General features: G+C 40.5%; 18 protein-coding genes and 1 other RNA gene. 16 read left to right on the forward strand and 3 right to left on the reverse strand.

From position 1 onward, the window contains the following. Positions 1–20 precede the first annotated feature (20 nt). The 11 genes from QF028_RS32555 to ssrA all read left to right on the forward strand — a co-directional run bounded on the left by QF028_RS32555 (position 21) and on the right by ssrA (position 12014). Entirely contained in the window at positions 21–1043 is a 1023-nt protein-coding gene (locus tag QF028_RS32555) for a sugar-binding transcriptional regulator (RefSeq protein ID WP_429471939.1), read from the forward strand. 52 nt (positions 1044–1095) lie between these two features. Beyond that, positions 1096–2103, forward strand: coding sequence for a type I glyceraldehyde-3-phosphate dehydrogenase (gene gap, locus QF028_RS32560; protein ID WP_088089553.1), 1008 nt, complete (start codon positions 1096–1098; stop codon positions 2101–2103). Between the two features lie 154 nt (positions 2104–2257). Continuing rightward, a complete protein-coding gene (locus QF028_RS32565) occupies positions 2258–3442 on the forward strand; it encodes a phosphoglycerate kinase (RefSeq protein WP_429471942.1) in 1185 nt (394 codons plus the stop codon). 208 nt (positions 3443–3650) lie between these two features. After that, positions 3651–4412: a triose-phosphate isomerase gene (gene tpiA, locus QF028_RS32570; protein ID WP_429471944.1), complete on the forward strand. Its 762-nt coding sequence runs from the start codon at positions 3651–3653 to the stop codon at positions 4410–4412. After that, positions 4405–5937 (forward strand): 2,3-bisphosphoglycerate-independent phosphoglycerate mutase, encoded by a 1533-nt coding sequence (gpmI, locus tag QF028_RS32575; RefSeq protein WP_429471946.1) that lies wholly within the window; start codon positions 4405–4407, stop codon positions 5935–5937. The genes tpiA and gpmI overlap by 8 nt, the downstream gene beginning before the upstream one ends. Positions 5938–5974: 37 nt before the next feature. Continuing rightward, positions 5975–7273: a phosphopyruvate hydratase gene (gene eno / locus QF028_RS32580; protein WP_088089549.1), complete on the forward strand. Its 1299-nt coding sequence runs from the start codon at positions 5975–5977 to the stop codon at positions 7271–7273. A gap of 145 nt (positions 7274–7418) precedes the next feature. Further along, positions 7419–7652 (forward strand): preprotein translocase subunit SecG, encoded by a 234-nt coding sequence (secG, locus tag QF028_RS32585; protein ID WP_088089548.1) that lies wholly within the window; start codon positions 7419–7421, stop codon positions 7650–7652. A gap of 135 nt (positions 7653–7787) precedes the next feature. Next, the gene (locus QF028_RS32590) at positions 7788–8534 is read left to right on the forward strand and encodes an alpha/beta hydrolase (RefSeq protein WP_429471949.1); all 747 of its coding nucleotides are present in this window, start codon (positions 7788–7790) and stop codon (positions 8532–8534) included. A 26-nt stretch (positions 8535–8560) separates the two neighbouring features. After that, entirely contained in the window at positions 8561–10927 is a 2367-nt protein-coding gene (rnr, locus tag QF028_RS32595; RefSeq protein ID WP_429471951.1) for a ribonuclease R, read from the forward strand. Positions 10928–11019: 92 nt separating this feature from the next. After that, entirely contained in the window at positions 11020–11487 is a 468-nt protein-coding gene (gene smpB, locus QF028_RS32600; RefSeq protein WP_168245642.1) for an SsrA-binding protein SmpB, read from the forward strand. A gap of 192 nt (positions 11488–11679) precedes the next feature. Continuing rightward, positions 11680–12014: a transfer-messenger RNA gene (gene ssrA, locus QF028_RS32605) on the forward strand. Positions 12015–12347: 333 nt separating this feature from the next. Here the strand turns inward: ssrA and QF028_RS32610 are convergent. After that, positions 12348–12755, reverse strand: coding sequence for an LAGLIDADG family homing endonuclease (locus QF028_RS32610; protein ID WP_410882495.1), 408 nt, complete (start codon positions 12753–12755; stop codon positions 12348–12350). A 158-nt stretch (positions 12756–12913) separates the two neighbouring features. Beyond that, the gene (locus tag QF028_RS32615) at positions 12914–13582 is read right to left on the reverse strand and encodes a spore coat protein (RefSeq protein ID WP_429472646.1); all 669 of its coding nucleotides are present in this window, start codon (positions 13580–13582) and stop codon (positions 12914–12916) included. Between the two features lie 196 nt (positions 13583–13778). On the opposite strand from QF028_RS32615, the gene QF028_RS32620 reads away from it, so the two are divergent. The 3 genes from QF028_RS32620 (at position 13779) to QF028_RS32630 (ending at position 15810) form a co-directional block, all read left to right on the forward strand. Beyond that, positions 13779–14351, forward strand: coding sequence for an IMEF encapsulin system ferritin-like cargo protein (locus QF028_RS32620; RefSeq protein WP_429471954.1), 573 nt, complete (start codon positions 13779–13781; stop codon positions 14349–14351). Between the two features lie 220 nt (positions 14352–14571). Next, positions 14572–15420, forward strand: a complete 849-nt coding sequence (locus QF028_RS32625; protein WP_168245639.1) for a family 1 encapsulin nanocompartment shell protein — start codon at positions 14572–14574, stop codon at positions 15418–15420. Positions 15421–15423: 3 nt separating this feature from the next. Beyond that, entirely contained in the window at positions 15424–15810 is a 387-nt protein-coding gene (locus QF028_RS32630) for a 2Fe-2S iron-sulfur cluster-binding protein (RefSeq protein WP_429471956.1), read from the forward strand. Positions 15811–15851: 41 nt separating this feature from the next. Here the strand turns inward: QF028_RS32630 and QF028_RS32635 are convergent, their stop codons facing one another. Continuing rightward, complete coding sequence (locus QF028_RS32635; protein ID WP_215005511.1) at positions 15852–16319, reverse strand: hypothetical protein; 468 nt, start codon at positions 16317–16319, stop codon at positions 15852–15854. Positions 16320–16824: 505 nt separating this feature from the next. Between QF028_RS32635 and QF028_RS32640 the strand changes: the two genes are divergently transcribed. After that, positions 16825–17844, forward strand: a complete 1020-nt coding sequence (locus QF028_RS32640) for a polysaccharide deacetylase family protein (RefSeq protein ID WP_429471958.1) — start codon at positions 16825–16827, stop codon at positions 17842–17844. A gap of 96 nt (positions 17845–17940) precedes the next feature. Beyond that, positions 17941–18942: an AI-2E family transporter gene (locus QF028_RS32645; RefSeq protein ID WP_429471960.1), complete on the forward strand. Its 1002-nt coding sequence runs from the start codon at positions 17941–17943 to the stop codon at positions 18940–18942. The last annotated feature ends 28 nt before the right edge of the window (positions 18943–18970 follow it).

Genomic DNA, 18970 nt, shown 5'->3' on the forward strand with positions numbered 1-18970 from the left:
AATAAAGGAGCATGAGATTCATGCAGTCATTAATCGATATCCAAAAAAGATTATTACCCGACCTTCTGCAGGTCCTACAGAAGAGATATTCTATCCTAAGGTACATTGGTTTTATGCAGCCGGTAGGAAGACGGAGTTTAGCAGTCAGTCTCGGGTATACCGAAAGAGTCCTTCGCGGTGAAGTTGATTTCCTAAGGGAGCAAAATTTAATCTACACAAATAATGTGGGAATGAGTTTAACACCTGAAGGGAAAAATTTGCTTGAAGACTTGGAAGGCTTTATGCGTGAGTTAAAGGGTATTGATGTGATGGAGTTGGAATTGAAGCACAAGCTGGGCATTAAAAAGGTCGTCATTGTACCTGGCGATAGTGATGAATCGCCCATGGTGAAAGGTGAGCTTGGCAAGGCAAGTGCTATTTGCATGAAAAAGCTTCTCAGCGGAAAAAATATCATTGCTGTAACTGGCGGTTCAACGATGGCTGCTATCGCAGAAAGACTATCACCAGAGATTACCCAAAAGGAATTACTGTTTGTACCAGCAAGAGGCGGAGTAGGCGAGGATGTTCAAAATCAGGCAAATACGATTTGTTCGATTATGTCCAGAAACACCCAATCCAAACATCGAGTGTTCTATGTTCCTGATCAGGTCAGTACAGATATCTACGAATCGCTTATCAGAGAACCTGACATTCATGAAGTATTAAAACTAATTAAATCAGCTAGCATGGTTCTTCATGGAATTGGAGATGCTATCACAATGGCTGAACGGCGAAAAACCAATCCTGAGATTCTAAGTATGCTTGAAAGCAGCAAAGCTGTGGGTGAAGCTTTTGGCTATTATTTTAATGAACAAGGCGAAATTGTTCACAAGGTATTAACGATTGGCCTGCAGTTAGAAGATCTGGTTGGCATTCCTAATGTCATCGCGGTTGCAGGCGGGAATTCCAAGGCTAAGGCCATCAAGGCATACTTAAAACAAGCACCAGCATCGACGATTTTAATCACAGATGAAGGTGCAGCTAGAAAGTTATTAAAAGGGTAAATCCTTTTTAAAATAAAAAACATCCTTACCCAATTAAAGGAGGAAATTTATCATGTCAGTAAAAGTTGGTATTAATGGATTTGGACGTATCGGTCGTAACGTATTTCGTGCGGCTTTAGGAAATAGCAATGTGGAAATCGTTGCAATTAATGACTTAACTGATGCAAATATGCTTGCACATCTTCTAAAATATGACACTGTTCACGGGACTCTACAAGAAGATGTTACTGTTGATGGCGAATACCTAGTAGTTGGCGGACACAAAGTGAAAGTTCTTGCAGAACGCGATCCTGCACAATTAGGCTGGGGCGATCTTGGCGTGGACGTAGTTGTTGAATCAACTGGCCGTTTCACAAAACGTGAAGATGCTGCGAAACATCTTGAAGCAGGCGCTAAAAAAGTAATTATCTCTGCACCAGCATCTAACGAAGATATCACAATCGTAATGGGTGTTAACGAAGACAAATATGATGCAAATAACCACCATGTTATTTCAAACGCTTCTTGTACTACAAACTGTCTAGCTCCGTTTGCAAAAGTATTAAATGATACTTTTGGAATCAAACGCGGTATGATGACAACTATTCACTCATACACAAATGACCAACAAATTCTTGACTTGCCGCACAAAGACTACCGTCGTGCACGTGCAGCAGCTGAAAACATGATTCCAACTTCAACTGGTGCTGCAAAAGCAGTTGCGCTTGTTTTACCAGAACTTAAGGGTAAATTAAACGGTATGGCTATTCGCGTGCCAACACCGAACGTTTCTGTAGTTGACTTAGTAGCAGAATTAGACAGAGAAGTAACAGCTGATGAAGTTAACTCTGCATTAAAAGCAGCTGCTGAAGGCCCATTAAAAGGTATTCTAGCATACAGCGAACTTCCATTAGTTTCTACTGATTACAACGGAGCTAAAGTTTCTTCGACAATCGATGCATTATCAACAATGGTTCTTGAAGGCAACATGGTAAAAGTATTATCTTGGTACGATAACGAAGTTGGTTACTCTAACCGCGTTGTTGACCTTGTTGACTACCTTGCACAAAAAGGACTTTAATATATCGGAACGGACGATGATTGGTTTTCAATCATAAGAAGTTGAACATTACAAAGGTTTTCCAAAGGGGAGCGGGGAGTATATGCCCCCCTCCCCTTTTTTTACTGATTTTAGATAATTCATTTTCTTCATACCAAACTTTCGGAGGTCCTTTATGAATAAGAAAACTCTCAAAGATGTCGATGTAAAAGGTAAACGCGTATTTTGCCGAGTGGATTTTAACGTACCTATGCAGGATGGTCAAATTACGGACGACACGCGGATTCGTGCAGCATTGCCAACGATTCAATACTTAGTGGAACAAGGTGCGAAGGTGATTTTAGCCAGCCACTTCGGCCGTCCAAAAGGAAAAGTAGTCGAAGAAATGCGCTTAACCCCGGCCGGTGTCAGACTATCTGAACTGCTTGGTAAAGACGTGAAGAAGGCAGATGAAGCCTATGGTGATTCTGTTAACGCGTTGATTGAAACAATGACGGAAGGCGATGTCCTTCTGCTTGAAAATGTCCGTTTCTATCCTGGCGAGGAAAAGAATGATCCTGAGTTGGCGAAATCATTTGCCGAGTTAGCTGATGTTTATGTAAATGATGCATTTGGTGCAGCACACCGTGCCCATGCTTCAACTGAAGGTATTGCTCATATTCTGCCTGCTGTTTCAGGTCTTTTAATGGAAAAAGAACTCGATGTACTTGGTAAAGCACTTTCTAATCCGGAACGCCCATTTACAGCGATCATCGGTGGAGCCAAAGTAAAGGACAAGATTGGTGTTATTGAAAATCTTTTAGAATTAGTCGATAACTTAATTATTGGCGGCGGTCTTGCTTATACATTTGTCAAAGCACAGGGCCATGAAGTGGGAAAATCACTGCTTGAAGCAGACAAAATTGATCTTGCAAAATCGTTTATTGAAAAAGCTAAGGCAAAGGGTGTTAATTTCTATATGCCTGTGGATGCTGTAGTTGCAGATGATTTCTCTGCAGACGCTAATTCCAAAGTAGTTGCGATTGAGGAAATTCCTGCTGATTGGGAAGCACTTGATATTGGACCGAAAACTGCTGAGATCTATCGTGACGTCATTCAAAAATCAAAACTAGTGATTTGGAATGGACCAATGGGTGTTTTTGAAATTGATAAGTTTGCTAACGGCACTAAAGCGGTGGCCGATGCACTTGCTGAAGCAGAAGGTACATATTCAGTTATTGGCGGCGGAGACTCAGCAGCAGCTGTTGAAAAATTCAATTTAGCAGACAAAATGAGCCACATCTCTACAGGAGGCGGCGCTTCCCTTGAATTTATGGAAGGCAAAGCACTTCCAGGTGTAGTGGCTTTGAACGATAAATAATTTTTATTAGAAAGAAAGTATAAGTTTTGAATGAAGAAGACTATCTAGCTCCAGCACCCAGCGTCTAGTGGACATCGCTCTTCTCCCTACGATAAGTCAACATCGGATCGCTGTCGCTCTCCGTGTTTCCTTTATCTCAGTCGAAGCGCTCCAGTCCATACGCCGCTAAACGGGCGCTTGCGCTTTAATCATGAAAGGATGTGCCAGTATGCGTAAACCAATCATTGCAGGTAACTGGAAAATGAACAAAACACTTTCTGAAGCAAAAAGCTTTGCAGAGGAAGTAAAAGGACTTGTACCAACTCCAGAAAAAATGGAATCCGTTATTTGTGCGCCTGCTTTATTTTTACAAAGTCTTGTCGAAGTAACACAAGGCAGCAATGTGAAAATTGGAGCTCAAAACATGCACTTTGAAGAAAGCGGAGCATTTACAGGCGAAATCAGCCCGAAAGCACTTGCTGACCTTGAAGTTCAATATGTCATTATCGGACACTCAGAACGCCGGGAAATGTTCAATGAAACAGATGAATCTGTAAACAAGAAAGCACTTGCAGCCTTCAAATATAATTTAACTCCGATCGTATGCTGTGGTGAAACACTAGAACAGCGTGAAAAAGGTGAAACGAACCAATTAGTTGGAGACCAAGTGGCGAAAGCATTAACTGGTTTAACAGACGATCAAGTGAAGCAAACGGTCATTGCCTACGAACCGATTTGGGCGATTGGAACTGGTAAATCTTCCACTTCAGCTGATGCAAATGAAGTTTGTGCCCATATCCGTCAAGTAGTTGCACAACAATTCTCGCAAGACGTAGCCGATGCGGTAAGAATTCAATATGGCGGCAGTGTCAAACCAGAAAATATTAAAGAATACATGGCACAACCAGATATTGATGGTGCATTAGTAGGCGGAGCCAGCCTTGAAGCACAATCCTTCTTACAATTACTGGAGGCAGGCAGCTATGAGTAAATCTCCAGTTGCTCTCATCATCCTTGATGGTTTTGGATGCAGGGGCGAAACAAAAGGGAATGCGGTCGCACAATCGAAAAAACCTAATTTTGATCGGTTTTGGAGCGAGTATCCACATTCTCATTTAACAGCTTCTGGAGAGGCAGTCGGTCTTCCAGAAGGTCAAATGGGTAACTCAGAGGTGGGTCACTTGAACATTGGTGCCGGTCGAATTGTTTACCAAAGCTTAACACGAGTGAATATTGCCATTCGTGAAGGTGAATTTGAAAAAAATGAAACCTTTACAGGTGCAATGGAGCACGTGAAGAAAAATGGAACAGCCCTTCATTTATTCGGATTATTGTCAGACGGCGGTGTTCACAGCCATATTCAACATATGTTTGCTCTGCTGAAACTGGCAAAAGAAGAAGGCGTCGAAAAGGTATACGTGCATGCATTCCTTGACGGCCGTGATGTCGGTCAGAAAACAGCAGCTAAATTTATTCAACAGACACTGGATAAAATGAAGGAATACGGTGTGGGTGAATTTGCTACGATTTCAGGGAGATACTACTCTATGGACCGTGATAAGCGCTGGGAGCGTGTCGAGAAATCTTACCGTTCCATGGTCTATGGTGATGGCCCTGCCTATACGAATCCATTAGAAGTGGTTGAGGATTCTTATTCTCATGGGATTTTTGACGAATTCGTCATCCCATCTGTCATCACAAAAGAAGATGGCCAGCCAGTTGCAACGATTCAGGACAATGATGCTGTTATTTTCTATAACTTCCGTCCGGACCGGGCAATTCAGATTTCTAATACATTTACAAATGAAGACTTCCGCTCCTTTGACCGCGGGCCGAAGCATCCGAAAGATTTATTCTTCGTGTGCTTAACCCACTTCAGTGAATCTGTGGATGGATATGTCGCCTTTAAACCGACGAACTTAGACAACACCCTAGGTGAAGTCTTATCGCAAAATAATATGAAGCAATTGAGAATTGCTGAAACCGAGAAATACCCGCATGTCACGTTCTTTATGAGCGGCGGACGTGAAGAGAAGTTCCCTGGCGAAGAGCGGATCTTAATCAACTCTCCAAAGGTAGCAACCTATGATCTTCAACCTGAAATGAGTGCTTACGAAGTGACTGACGCACTCCTTAAAGAAATTCAGGAGGACAAGTTTGATGCCATTTTACTGAACTTCGCGAATCCAGACATGGTAGGGCATTCAGGTATGCTTGAGCCAACAATTAAAGCAATTGAGACTGTCGATGAGTGTCTTGGAAAAATCGTTGATCTAATTCTTGAAAAAGGCGGATCTGTGATTATCACCGCTGACCATGGGAATGCTGATGAAGTGATCACTCCTGAAGGCGATCCAATGACAGCACATACGACAAATCCAGTGCCGGTAATTGTGACAAAACAAGGAATTCAATTGCGTGACGGTGGAATACTTGGGGATTTAGCGCCAACTATGTTAGACTTATTAGGTCTTAATCAGCCAGCCGAAATGACTGGGACATCATTAATAAAGTAAACGAAAAACAATTTAATTTTTAAGGAGAGATTTTTAAATGCCATTTATTGCAGACGTATATGCTCGTGAAGTATTAGATTCCCGTGGTAACCCAACTGTTGAAGTTGAAGTATTTACTGAATCAGGTGCCTTTGGCCGCGCAATGGTTCCAAGTGGTGCTTCTACTGGTGAATATGAAGCTGTTGAACTACGTGACGGAGACAAAGAACGTTACCTTGGTAAAGGTGTTCTAAAAGCAGTGGACAACGTAAATGAAATTATCGCTCCACATCTTGTTGGCGAAGAATTCAGCGTTCTTGACCAAGTTTCTGTTGATCAAGCTTTAATCGAACTTGATGGAACAGAAAACAAAGGTAAACTAGGTGCAAACGCAATCCTAGGTGTATCCATGGCAGTTGCTCATGCGGCAGCTAATTACTTAGATATTCCTTTATATCAATACCTTGGCGGTTTCAATTCGAAGCAGCTTCCAGTGCCAATGATGAACATTGTTAACGGCGGGGAACATGCTGATAACAACGTAGATATTCAAGAATTCATGATTATGCCTGTTGGTGCTCCAAACTTTAAAGAAGCGCTTCGAATGGGTGCAGAAATTTTCCATACGTTAAAATCTGTTCTTAAAGGCAAAGGCCTTAACACAGCAGTTGGTGACGAAGGTGGTTTCGCTCCAAACCTAGGATCAAATGAAGAAGCTCTTCAAACCATTGTTGAAGCAATCGAAAAAGCTGGATACAAGCCAGGTGAAGAAGTTATGCTTGCAATGGATGCTGCATCTTCTGAGTTTTACAACAAGGAAGATGGAAAATACCATCTTGCTGGCGAAGGTGTTGTGAAGACTTCTGCAGAAATGGTTGATTGGTACGAAGAACTGTCATCTAAATACCCAATCGTTTCAATCGAAGACGGTTTGGATGAAAATGACTGGGAAGGTCACAAGCTTTTAACTGAACGCCTTGGTAAAAAAGTTCAATTAGTTGGTGATGATTTATTTGTTACCAATACACGTAAACTTGCAGAGGGTATTGAAAAAGGAATCGGTAACTCCATCCTGATCAAAGTTAACCAAATTGGTACCCTTACTGAAACATTTGATGCGATTGAAATGGCAAAACGTGCTGGGTACACTGCTGTTATCTCTCACCGTTCTGGTGAAACAGAAGACAACACCATTGCTGACATCGCTGTTGCTACAAATGCTGGTCAAATCAAGACTGGTGCGCCATCTCGTACTGACCGTGTCGCAAAATACAACCAATTGCTTCGCATTGAAGACCAATTAGGTGAAACAGCTCAATACTTAGGGAAGAAAACATTCTATAACCTAAGCAAATAATTTTTCACGATATCAAAGGCGCACATTTTCGGATGTGTGCCTTTTTAATCATTCCATAAGACACAATCACGACTATTGTTTTAAGCGAGGAAATATGATAGATTTAATATACTGTGAATTGTACGTCTAACAGGAGGTGGCCTTTATGCATACATTAGTTGTAATCTTATTAGTAATTGTAAGTATCGGACTTATTGGTGTTGTTATACTTCAATCAGGTAAAAGCGCTGGATTATCAGGTGCCATTTCAGGTGGTGCTGAATCACTATTCGGCAAGCAAAAAGCAAGAGGACTTGACTTGATTCTACATCGTATTACGATTGTATTAGCAGTATTATTTATCCTGCTTTCTATCGCAGTAACTTACTTTAAAATCTAATTATTTACACTCAAACCTGGCCTCAAGCGCCGGGTTTTTTGTTTGTTTTATAAAAACATAAGCTTTTTTCTGGAATGTTCACCCTTGCTTTGTTAAAACTAAACTAAATGAATTGATATTAAGGGAGTTTTTATCATGAAAGTTGTTATACCTAAGCCATTTACTTTCAAAGGAGGAAAAAGAGCTATACTTCTCTTGCATGGCTTTACCGGAAATTCAGCGGATGTTCGCATGCTAGGACGTTTTTTAGAAAAAAAAGGCTATACTTGTCATGCTCCACACTATAAGGGTCATGGAGTTCTACCCGAAGAGCTTGTTCACACAGGACCATCGGATTGGTGGCAGGATGTGATAAATGGATATGAGTTTTTAAAAAATCAAGGTCACTCAGAAATAGCCGTGGCGGGATTATCACTTGGGGGCGTATTTTCCTTGAAATTGGGTTACACTGTACCTATAAAAGCCATTATACCGATGTGCGCACCGATGCATATAAAAAGTGAAGAGGTCATGTACGAAGGAATTCTCGATTATGCCCGTGAATTTAAAAAACGTGAAGGAAAAACAGACGAGCAAATCGAAATGGAAATGAATGAGTTTAAGAAAACACCAATGAAAACGTTAAAGGCCTTACAGGCATTGATCGCAGATGTGCGTGAAAATGTGGATATGATTTATGCACCCACGTTTGTCGTTCAGGCACGTCATGACAAAATGATAAACACAGAAAGTGCCAACATTATTTACAATGAAATCGAATCAGTTGTGAAGGAACTGAAATGGTATGAAGAATCCGGTCATGTGATCACGCTCGACAAAGAACGGGAACAATTGCATGAGGATGTCTATACCTTTTTAGAAAAGCTCGACTGGCGCGATTAACAAAGCACCCACAAAGGAGGATTAGTTTGGAAGATAATATACAAAAGCATATTGATAAGGTTTTACAATATATGAAGGATGAAGCATACAAACCATTAACCGTGCAGGAACTTGAAACTGCCTTTGGCATCCAGGATTCTAGTGATTTTAAGGAGTTTGTGAAAGCACTCGTGCAAATGGAGGAAAAGGGCTTAGTTGTCAGAACACGCAGCAACCGTTACGGACTTCCGGAGAAAATGAACTTAATCCGCGGAAAGCTCATCGGTCATGCGAAAGGATTTGCCTTTGTCGCACCAGATGAGCCAGGGATGGATGATATTTTTATCCCGCCAAATGAAACCAACACAGCCATGCATGGTGATATCGTTTTAGCGCGTGTTTCCTCTGAAAGCGCGGGGCAGCGCCGGGAAGGAAGTATTATCCGCATCATTGAACGCGGTGTGCAGCAAATTGTCGGAACGTATGTAGAAAGCAAAAGCTTTGGCTTTGTCATTCCGGATGATAAAAAATTTGCGAGTGATATTTTTATTCCAAAGGCAGCGTCCAAAGGGGCAGTCGAGGGACATAAGGTTGTTGTTAAGCTGGTTACGTATCCAGAAGGGCGAAAAAGTGCAGAGGGCGAAGTCATTACCATTCTCGGACACAAAAACGACCCGGGTGTGGACATCCTTTCAGTCATACATAAGCACGGCTTACCAATGGCCTTCCCAGACGAGGTGTTAAAACAAGCCAACGAGGTGCCTGACACCATTGATGAAAGTGAATTGGCCAATCGCCGCGATCTTCGAAATGAAACGATTGTCACGATTGATGGGGCCGATGCCAAAGACCTTGATGATGCGGTAACTGTAACAAGACTTGAGAACGGCAACTATAAGCTTGGCGTTCATATCGCAGATGTTAGCTATTATGTAAAAGAAGGCACGCCAATTGACCTGGAAGCGGAAGAACGGGCTACGAGTGTGTATTTAGTCGACCGAGTCATCCCGATGATTCCCCATCGCTTATCGAATGGAATCTGTTCCTTAAATCCGAAGGTAGACCGCTTGGTACTATCTTGCGAAATGGAAATTACCTCAGAGGGCGCCGTTGTTTCGCATGAAATTTTTCAAAGTGTGATTAAGACAACCGAACGGATGACCTATCATGCTGTAAATATGATTCTTGCTGAACATGATGAAGAAACGCGAGCTAGATACGAACCGCTTGTGCCCATGTTCGAAATGATGGAAGAGCTGGCCGCTATCTTACGAAACAAACGGATGAAGCGGGGAGCGATCGACTTTGATTTTAAGGAATCAAAGGTTCTAGTCGATGAGGAAGGAAAGCCGACCGATGTCGTGCTTCGCGAGCGCTCGGTGGCTGAAAAATTAATTGAAGAGTTTATGCTTGCCGCCAATGAAACCGTGGCAGAGCACTTTCACTGGATGGAAGTTCCGTTTATTTACCGTATTCACGAGGATCCGAAGGAGGATAAACTACGTAGATTTTTCGAGTTTATCACCAATTTCGGCTACATTGTAAAAGGGACAGCAAATGATGTCCACCCTAAGGCTCTTCAGGAGATTATTGAAGAGGTTCAAGGAAAGCCTGAGGAAATGGTTGTTTCGAAGGTTATGCTTCGTTCGATGCAGCAGGCCAAATATGATCCTGAAAGTCTTGGACATTTTGGTTTATCAACAGAGTTCTATACCCATTTTACTTCGCCGATTCGCCGTTATCCGGATACAATTGTTCATCGTTTAATTCGGACCTACTTAATCGAAGGAAAGCTGGATTCAACCACTCAGGAAAAATGGAATGCTCGCTTACCTGAAATTGCGGATCATTCTTCAAAAATGGAGCGACGCTCGGTGGATGCCGAACGAGAAACGGACGATTTGAAGAAAGCAGAGTACATGGAAGACAAGATTGGCGAGGAGTATGACGGCATTATCAGCTCTGTCACCAATTTTGGAATGTTTGTGGAGCTGCCAAATACGATTGAAGGCCTCGTCCATGTCAGCTATATGACGGATGATTACTATCGTTACGATGAGCGCCACCTCGCGATGATTGGCGAACGAACCGGAAATGTGTTCCGGATCGGCGATGAAATTACCATTCGAGTAGTAAAAGTCAATAAAGAAGAACGTGCGATTGATTTTGAAATTGTGGGCATGAAGGGTACACCGCGTCGCGAACGATCGGAAACGCCAAAGGTTTTCAGTACGGGCAGCGATACCAAGAAGCCACGGAGGAATAAACAGCAAGGCGGCGGCGGTCGTGGTCAAGGCGGCAATTCCAATGCAAAGTCTGAAGGCGGCAGCAGTCAAGGTAATAAAGCGAAGAAGAAACGTAAATTTTATGATAATGTGCCAAAAAACAAAAGTACGAAGCGTAAAAATAAATGATAGCGTTGAGGGAGCCTTCCATGTGGGGCTCTCTTTCAATTGTAGTAGCTTGTATATTCTGCTAAAATAAATTTTAAGACGAGGTGAGAAAAATGCCAAAAGGTGAAGGAAAAGTAGTTGCCCAAAACAAAAAGGCTTACCATGACTATTTTATTGAAGAAACCTACGAAGCTGGAATTGTCTTACAGGGAACAGAAATCAAATCGATTCGGGCCGGAAAAGTAAATCTAAAGGATTCCTATGCACGGATCCAAAATGGAGAAGCCATTCTATTCGGGATGCACGTCAGCCCCTATGAGCAAGGAAATCGTTTTAACCACGACCCATTAAGAACACGGACACTGCTATTACATAAACGTGAAATTAGTAAGTTAATTGGTGAAACAAAGGAAGCAGGTTATGCGCTTGTTCCATTAAAGCTCTATTTGAAAAATGGTTTTTGCAAAGTGTTAATTGGGCTCGCAAAAGGTAAGAAGAATTATGATAAGCGCGAATCCTTAAAGCAAAAAGAAGCCAAGCGTGAAATCGAACGTGCCTTCCGTGATCGTCAGAAGATGTAATCTGAATCGTCAGTTGCTGAATTGGAAATTATTTTACAGATACTTACAATTGAAAAATCCCTACAGTGTGTTATAATAAGTTTGTCGCCAAGAGAGCGACGGTAACATTTGCTCAAAGAACATTGTTGAGCTTCCTAACGTCTACAGCTTTAATCTTTCATTAGATTGCAGCTCCTTTTATTATGGGGACGCTACGGATTCGACAGGGGTAGTTTGAGCTTAGGTCGCGAGTCGAGGGGATCGGCCTCGTTAAAACGTCAAAGCCATAACTGGCAAAACTAACAACAACCTCGCTTTCGCAGCTTAATACTGCATAGCGGTTCCTCCCTCCATTGCCCATGTGGTAGGGTAAGGGACTCACTCTAAGTGGGCTACGCCGGATTCCACCGCCTGAGGATGAAGGAAGAGAACAACCAGGCTAGCTGACCGGACGCCGGTCGATAGGCAGAAGAATCAGCGAAACACCAATATATCGACTACACTCGTAGAAGCTTAAGTGGCGATATCTTTGGACGTGGGTTCGATTAGTAATTAGTCGCCTTATGTGGTAACACATAAGTGAAAATTCGGCTTTATCGGTGAAACCTAAGTCACTTCCATGTGATAGGGCAATGCCGAGCGGTATGTGGAGTAATCCAACAGCCGTGTATCGACTTATAGGCTGCCATGTATATGGTAGTACTAGGATGCGAAATCTATACCTTGAAGAGGTAAATTTATGATTCGCATAAGACGCCGGAGGACCTGTTTGAAGACAGGTTCAAGATATAGTCAGTGCCATGACGAAAGCATGGAAGAGCACGTCCCACCGTCTCCACTACATAGTGGAAAGAAAGGCCAGCAGAAAATGCTGGTCTTTTTTATATTCTAAAAAAGTTGTCTTCAAATGCAATCTTCTTTGTTAATAATAAAGAATTATATTTTCCATTTCGGGGAGTAACCTTTTCATAATTTTCGAGTATCCATAGAGCACGCTTTCTTTTCTTATCCACCCGAAGATAGGGTGATATTTTTTTTAAAAGAGTAACAACTGAATCTTTTTTCTTTATACTTAGAGTATAAGAATCCTTATGTCGTTCAGGGTTATAGTTTTTTTTACTATTAATAGTTCCATCGGTTAAAGAACGAAGATACACTAAAAGTTCCTTATCTGTTGAAGCAACTGTAATACAAGGCCGTCGATTTTCATTTTCATGCATTCTAGTTAATGTAATAGACCCTTCTCCATCAATAATCCCAGCAATATAGGCGGCTTCCCATGATTCCATCTACACTCCTCCTAAGATTCGTTCTAAATCCCACTATCAAAACATATGTTCTGTTATTATTTTACTATCTAAATAAGCGCTTTTCAAATTTTAAATAAACAAGCTATCCTAAAAAATAGGATAGCTTGCAATTACTTCACTCATTAATATAAAAGTTTTTAATGACTCATATTAGAATTCATATTCATATTTCCATTCATGTTCATATTGTTAGTTTGCGGCATTCCTTGTGCAGGGGCGAAGGCATTAAGCAGTTGATTCATATCCTGCTCGGCAAGCTGTGGTACTTGATAGTAATGGTGTTTATTTTGATAAATCGAGATTTCATAGGCCATTTCAATGCAATTCGGAACAGAGTCAGCTAGCACACGACGGACAACTGGATTCGTAACTTCTAAAGCTGCCATAGTCTTCATCGATGCACCTGATTTTACAGATCCAAGCATCATGCTGGAAATACACTCATCAGTAAGCTCAGAAACGGATTGCAGCGGCTTTTTCGGCTGGGATGGTTTTAGCCCATAAACAAAGTCATTTCCTTGGTTCATTTTATAGCTTTGGGTTCGTTTGGAAGGATCTTGTCCCGATTTGAAACATTCTAAAGTAATGTTATATTCATCCTGCATAAATTGATATTGGCGATCCAGAATATCAAGTAATTCTGGGTCTTTTACATGTTGGCGTAACATCATGTATTGGTCTAATGTCCCTATTGCTCCTGATAGTACCTCATGGACATCGAACACTTCATGGCCGCCGTGATTTAATTGTTGAGGTATATTCCCTGTATGCATGTTTTGGTGCATTTGTCCCTGTTGATTTTGCATCATTTTAAATCTCCTCCTAAAGGTATTGGTGTAACCATATTATTATGTTTCATTGAAGAAGGGTTATTCTCGTAAATACACTTATTAAGCAGTCACATGATTGTTACAAAACGCAAACTAATTAAAGCTAAATAGGTATTAAAAGCGCACGCTAGCGTCAATAATGACAGTAGTTGAGGAACTAGGGGTGCTTAATATGAAAGAGGAATTAAAGATTTTTTATCAAATTTTTACGACAACCAAAGATGCGATTGAAAAATTTATGAATATGTTGGATCCGGTCATTCAGAACGCTACCGATGACCATGAACGACTTTACTACCATCATATTTTTGAAGAAGAGGAGCAGCGGCTTTCCCGATTAGTAGAGCTGATTCCGCTGATCAGTAAATTTGAAAAGGAAAAAGACGAGAAAGATTTTGCGCCGACCAATAATGAATTTAATCGGCTCTTGCAAGAGTTGAACCTCGAAAAATTCGGGTTACATAATTTTGTGGAACATCTCGATTTAGCCCTATTTCGCTTTACCGATGAGGAACGCAGCACGATGCTTAACCAATTACGGGAAGTATCCTACCGGGATTATCAGCAAGTAAAGGCGATGTTACTGGAGATTAATAAACGTTTCGATAATGACTACATAGACCCGCATGCCCATCATGATCATGATCATGACCACTTAGACCGGTCTGGTACAACATCGGCTGCTGTCCCAGTCGTATCTTCAGCTAAATATAAAAAGGGGTTTACTGTTGGGAGCTTAATTTAGGTAGTACTTACATAAGTAAATAGACTTAAACTCATACGATTTATGATGTTTGGCGGAATAAGTTGAGAACTTGGCGGAATCTCGAACAAGTTTAGCAGAATTCCATCCTGATTTGGCGGAATCCCCGCTCACATCGGCGGAATAAATCCCAGACTTGGCGGAATCCACACCAGCAGAACTAACCTAAAAAATAAATACAAAAAGAAGAGAGGATCGAAACATGAACAAATCGCAATTATTTCCGGATTCACCGATAACAGACCAAGAATTCGCCCAATTAGACAAAACGGTCATCGAAACAGCACGCAGACAGTTGATAGGCCGTCGTTTTATAGAACTATATGGCCCGCTCGGACGAGGCATGCAAAGCATCTCAAATGACATCTTTATCGAAAACCAAGAAGCGAAAATGGACTTCCAAGGATCTTTTGATACCACATTCGAAACAAGTAAACGGGTAAACCATACGATTCCTTTACTCTACAAGGATTTCATCCTATATTGGCGCGACATAGAACAAACCAAGGTACTCGATATTCCAATTGATTTCTCACCAGCTGCAAATGCTGCCCGAGACGTCGCAAATCTGGAAGACCAGATGATTTTTCACGGAGCAAAAGAATTTGATATCCCTGGAATAATGAATGTCCAAGGACGGCTGACGCACTTGATTGGGGAATGGTATGAATCAGGAACTGCATTTCAGGATATTGTCGATGCAAGGAATAAACTGCTCGAAATGAACCATCATGGACCGTTTGCACTTGTCCTAGCACCAGAGCTTTATTCGCTAATACATCGTGTCCATAAAGATACCAATGTCTTAGAAATTGAACATATTCGTGAGCTTGTGACAGATGGCGTGTTCCAATCACCAGTTTTAAAAGGGAAAACAGGAGTGATCCTTAATACAGGGCGAAATAACTTAGATCTTGCCGTATCAGAGGATTTTGATACAGCCTACATGGGCCAGGAAGGGATGAATCACCCTTTCCGTGTTTATGAAACCGTAGTATTAAGAATCAAGCGTCCTGGGGCAATTTGCACACTCGAGGCAATAGGAGATTAACGTGTGAACAAACGAGTTTTTACGGTTGGCTCACTCATTCCGGGTTCATTGGCGCCTGTTCTGCACCCACCCGCAAGTACCCTTTTTGAAAAAGAAGAACCTAAACAGCAATACGATACGATTAGGGAAGAACTTCACTCTGAAAAAATAATCGTACTCCAAGGCGAGAATAAATTCGAAATAACACCTGTTAAAGGAAAGTTGCTTGATGCCGCTCTAAACCAAGGGAAGCAAATCAAATATAAATGCCAAAAAGGAACCTGCGGACAATGTACCGTACAGGTCCTGCAAGGTTCAGGACTATCGAAGCCAAATGAACAAGAGCATATCAAGCTAGGGAACGAATTAAACAATGGCTATCGATTGGCTTGCCAAGCTGTCATTCTATAAATAGCAAAACGCGGTCCAGCACAAGGCGGACCGCGTTTTTATTAAGCAAATAATTGAACTAATTTATCTTCAACAGGGAATGGAAGCGAAACATTATGGTTTTTCAATTCTTTTACACTGATATCACGCACAAGTTTCAGCGCTTCTTTTTTAAATGAACTCGTAACGAAACCTTCATTCACTTCACATAACTTTTGTAAATATTTCAATGTATCGTGCAACAGATATTGTTTAATATAAGTATTATTGAGCTGACAAATTAATTTGTGCTGCAATCCTTTAATAATAGCGATTTGATCAACATGTACGATGACATTTGCACCATCTTGGTCGATGAAACCAACAGAAACATAATGACCTTTTGAGATATCAACATTAGTAAACACAGGGTTTAGATAGGTTTCACCTGATGATAACCGAATCGAATCAGCCTCAGCCGCACCGCCGATTTTACGTTGATTTGAAATAACCGTGTGAATATCCTTCAACCCATATAGCATGTTAAACATGTTGTATCCCCCTCCAATATAATCTCTATACCGTTATATTATAGATAATGAGAATCATTGTCAATGGGTTTCAGGCACCAAATTGTGGAGGTTGTTTGAACAAAAAAACGAGTGAACGTCCTTCCGATTTATGACAGATTGCCCTTCCAAAGAAATGCAAAACCTCTTGTAACAACATCACCAAACCTTAAACAAAGACCCAATTCTCCTTGAGAAATTGGGCTTTTGTCTTTTCCGAACCTAAGTCCTTATTGCCTTGACCTAATATAAGGAAATATCCCGTCATAATCGCAGTGGCGAGTGTGAGAGCAGTAAGTGCAAATCAACATATACAGCTTAAGACTACCCATCTTCATTCCTGAGGTTAGCCAAAATTTAGCATGTTTTATACCGATATTCACCTTTTATTAATATTGTAATATTTTCATAGTTTGGTAACACTTTGCTCAAAATTTCGTCTATAATGGAGAAAGAAAAATAATAAACATCAAAGAGGGATTGATCGATGGGGAAACTTAAAGGCGGTTGGTCGAAGGGGACATTAATTGCTGTCATTGCCGTTGTTTTTTTGTTTACAGGGATATTTGTTAGTAATTATTTTCAAGCAAAAGCTGCAGGTGATGAATCTAAAAATCATCAAAAAAATAAAGTTACTAATCTACCTGTAAAGAAAAATGTGTCAGCGGAGATGATTGTACGGAACACAAACGATTTAAAATTGGAAAAAGAATTAATAAGAAAGCAACAAGACAAAGCCGTGATATGGAGTAATCAGCAAGAACGAGAGACTAGTAAGGTGCCAAACAATCATACTACAAATAAAGCTGTGGCACACCCCACCACAAAAGATAAAACTACTTCTCAACCACCGACAAAGGAATCCATTGCAGCTCCGTCTAAACCAAAAAATACACAACCAAGAAATAGTGGTAAGAAAATTGTCTATTTAACATTTGATGATGGTCCAGCAGCTTTTTCCGATAAGATAATTGCGCTTCTTGAAAAGTATCAATTTAAAGCAACATTCTTTATGATTGATGGGAATATAAAGAGATATCCTGAAGCGGTTAAATTAATGACCAAGACGGGTGAAACGCTTGGACTACATAGTGTATCTCACAGTCAAAAGAAATTTTATAAATCTAAAGAATCAGTGCTTAGTGAATTAACCCAAAACCGTAACACCTTAAAGGAAGTGTCAGGTGTCAATTCTTTTATTATGCGAACGCCCTATGGCAGCGTACCAAACATGACAGACGAGTATAAAAAGGCCGTCAAGGAAAATGGGTATTTGATGTGGGACTGGAATATTGATAGTAAGGATTGGTACTATAAGGATAAACGCTATGTCAACTGCGTTATCAACCAAATAAACCAGAAGAAAGACCATAATGGACCGCTAGTTATCCTTTTACATGAGCGAAAGGAAACTCTTGCTTATTTACCATTACTTCTAGACTATTTAAAGAAACAAGGCTTTGAAGGTAAACCAATTGAAAATACTACTACTCCAATCCAATTTTGAGATAAGACAAATATCTGCAGATTTGGTAAACTAACCATATATTAAAAATTCTTTCATGTGATTTATAGTGAATATAATGGGGATCGATAATGGGCTATGATGAATAAACTATTGCAGAGCACCGGTTTCAAGAGAATATCAATTTTTGTCTTAATTGCCATTGCTATTTATGCAATGAAGTCAATGATTAATCTAATCTTACTAACGTTCATACTTACTTTTTTAATGGATCGGTTAGTCCAATTCATTGAAAGGAAAATTCCGCTTAACCGAAAGTTAATTGTTGTAATATCGTATGCGAGTATTGTCGGTTTGCTTTCTTATGGATTGGTCATGTATCTTCCAATGATTGCAGGTGAAATTACCGCATTAATCAAGCAATTAACCGCCTTTTATACAACTAAGCATGATAATATTGTGCTGAATTATATAATGAGTCGAATGGAAGAAATAAAAATCTCAAGCTATTTAGAGCAAGGCTTTACCTTTGTATTTAAATATTTTACTGATATTAGTAAAATTGGTTTGCAAATTTTATTGGCTCTGTTAATGAGTTTGTTCTTCCTGTTGGAAAAGCCGCGTTTGATTGCCTTTACAAAGAAATTTAGAACCAGTAAAGTTGCACCCATTTACAGTGAAATTGAATTTTTTGGACGAAAGTTTGTTGGAACGTTTGGTAAAGTGATTGAAGCACAACTAATCATTGCTGTTGTGAACTGTATTTTGACAACCATCTCCTTATGGATCCTGGATTTCCCACAGCTTGGCGGGTTATCTATCTTAATTTTTATTTTGGGTCTTATTCCTGTTGCAGGTGTGATTATTTCTTTAATTCCGCTTGCAATTATCGCTTATAGTATTGGCGGTTTGATCAAAGTCCTTTATGTCGGCATTGCCATTATGATTATTCATGGTATTGAGGCGTATATTCTCAATCCAAATTTAATGAGTTCAAAAACAAACCTTCCTGTTTTCTATACATTCCTTGTCTTGATATTCTCCGAGCACTTTTTTGGTGTTTGGGGATTGATTGTCGGAATTCCTGTCTTTGTTTTCCTTTTGGATGTACTAGAAGTGACAGAGAATAAGAAGGCATAAAAAAAGCCCATTTGTTGGGCTTTTTTGT

Origin of the sequence: Neobacillus sp. B4I6, assembly GCF_050434045.1 — a bacterium.
Taxonomy (GTDB): domain Bacteria; phylum Bacillota; class Bacilli; order Bacillales; family Cytobacillaceae; genus Neobacillus.

Bases quoted from the DNA above. Each gene is read 5' to 3' on its own strand.
- QF028_RS32635 (WP_215005511.1), bottom strand. From the start codon at position 16,319: ATGTTTAACATGCTATATGGGTTGAAGGATATTCACACGGTTATTTCA.
- eno (WP_088089549.1), top strand. From the start codon at position 5,975: ATGCCATTTATTGCAGACGTATATGCTCGTGAAGTATTAGATTCCCGT.
- QF028_RS32615 (WP_429472646.1), bottom strand. From the start codon at position 13,582: ATGCAAAATCAACAGGGACAAATGCACCAAAACATGCATACAGGGAAT.
- gpmI (WP_429471946.1), top strand. From the start codon at position 4,405: ATGAGTAAATCTCCAGTTGCTCTCATCATCCTTGATGGTTTTGGATGC.
- QF028_RS32645 (WP_429471960.1), top strand. From the start codon at position 17,941: ATGATGAATAAACTATTGCAGAGCACCGGTTTCAAGAGAATATCAATT.
- QF028_RS32610 (WP_410882495.1), bottom strand. From the start codon at position 12,755: ATGGAATCATGGGAAGCCGCCTATATTGCTGGGATTATTGATGGAGAA.
- QF028_RS32590 (WP_429471949.1), top strand. From the start codon at position 7,788: ATGAAAGTTGTTATACCTAAGCCATTTACTTTCAAAGGAGGAAAAAGA.
- smpB (WP_168245642.1), top strand. From the start codon at position 11,020: ATGCCAAAAGGTGAAGGAAAAGTAGTTGCCCAAAACAAAAAGGCTTAC.
- tpiA (WP_429471944.1), top strand. From the start codon at position 3,651: ATGCGTAAACCAATCATTGCAGGTAACTGGAAAATGAACAAAACACTT.
- QF028_RS32625 (WP_168245639.1), top strand. From the start codon at position 14,572: ATGAACAAATCGCAATTATTTCCGGATTCACCGATAACAGACCAAGAA.
- QF028_RS32620 (WP_429471954.1), top strand. From the start codon at position 13,779: ATGAAAGAGGAATTAAAGATTTTTTATCAAATTTTTACGACAACCAAA.
- QF028_RS32640 (WP_429471958.1), top strand. From the start codon at position 16,825: ATGGGGAAACTTAAAGGCGGTTGGTCGAAGGGGACATTAATTGCTGTC.
- gap (WP_088089553.1), top strand. From the start codon at position 1,096: ATGTCAGTAAAAGTTGGTATTAATGGATTTGGACGTATCGGTCGTAAC.
- QF028_RS32565 (WP_429471942.1), top strand. From the start codon at position 2,258: ATGAATAAGAAAACTCTCAAAGATGTCGATGTAAAAGGTAAACGCGTA.
- secG (WP_088089548.1), top strand. From the start codon at position 7,419: ATGCATACATTAGTTGTAATCTTATTAGTAATTGTAAGTATCGGACTT.
- QF028_RS32555 (WP_429471939.1), top strand. From the start codon at position 21: ATGCAGTCATTAATCGATATCCAAAAAAGATTATTACCCGACCTTCTG.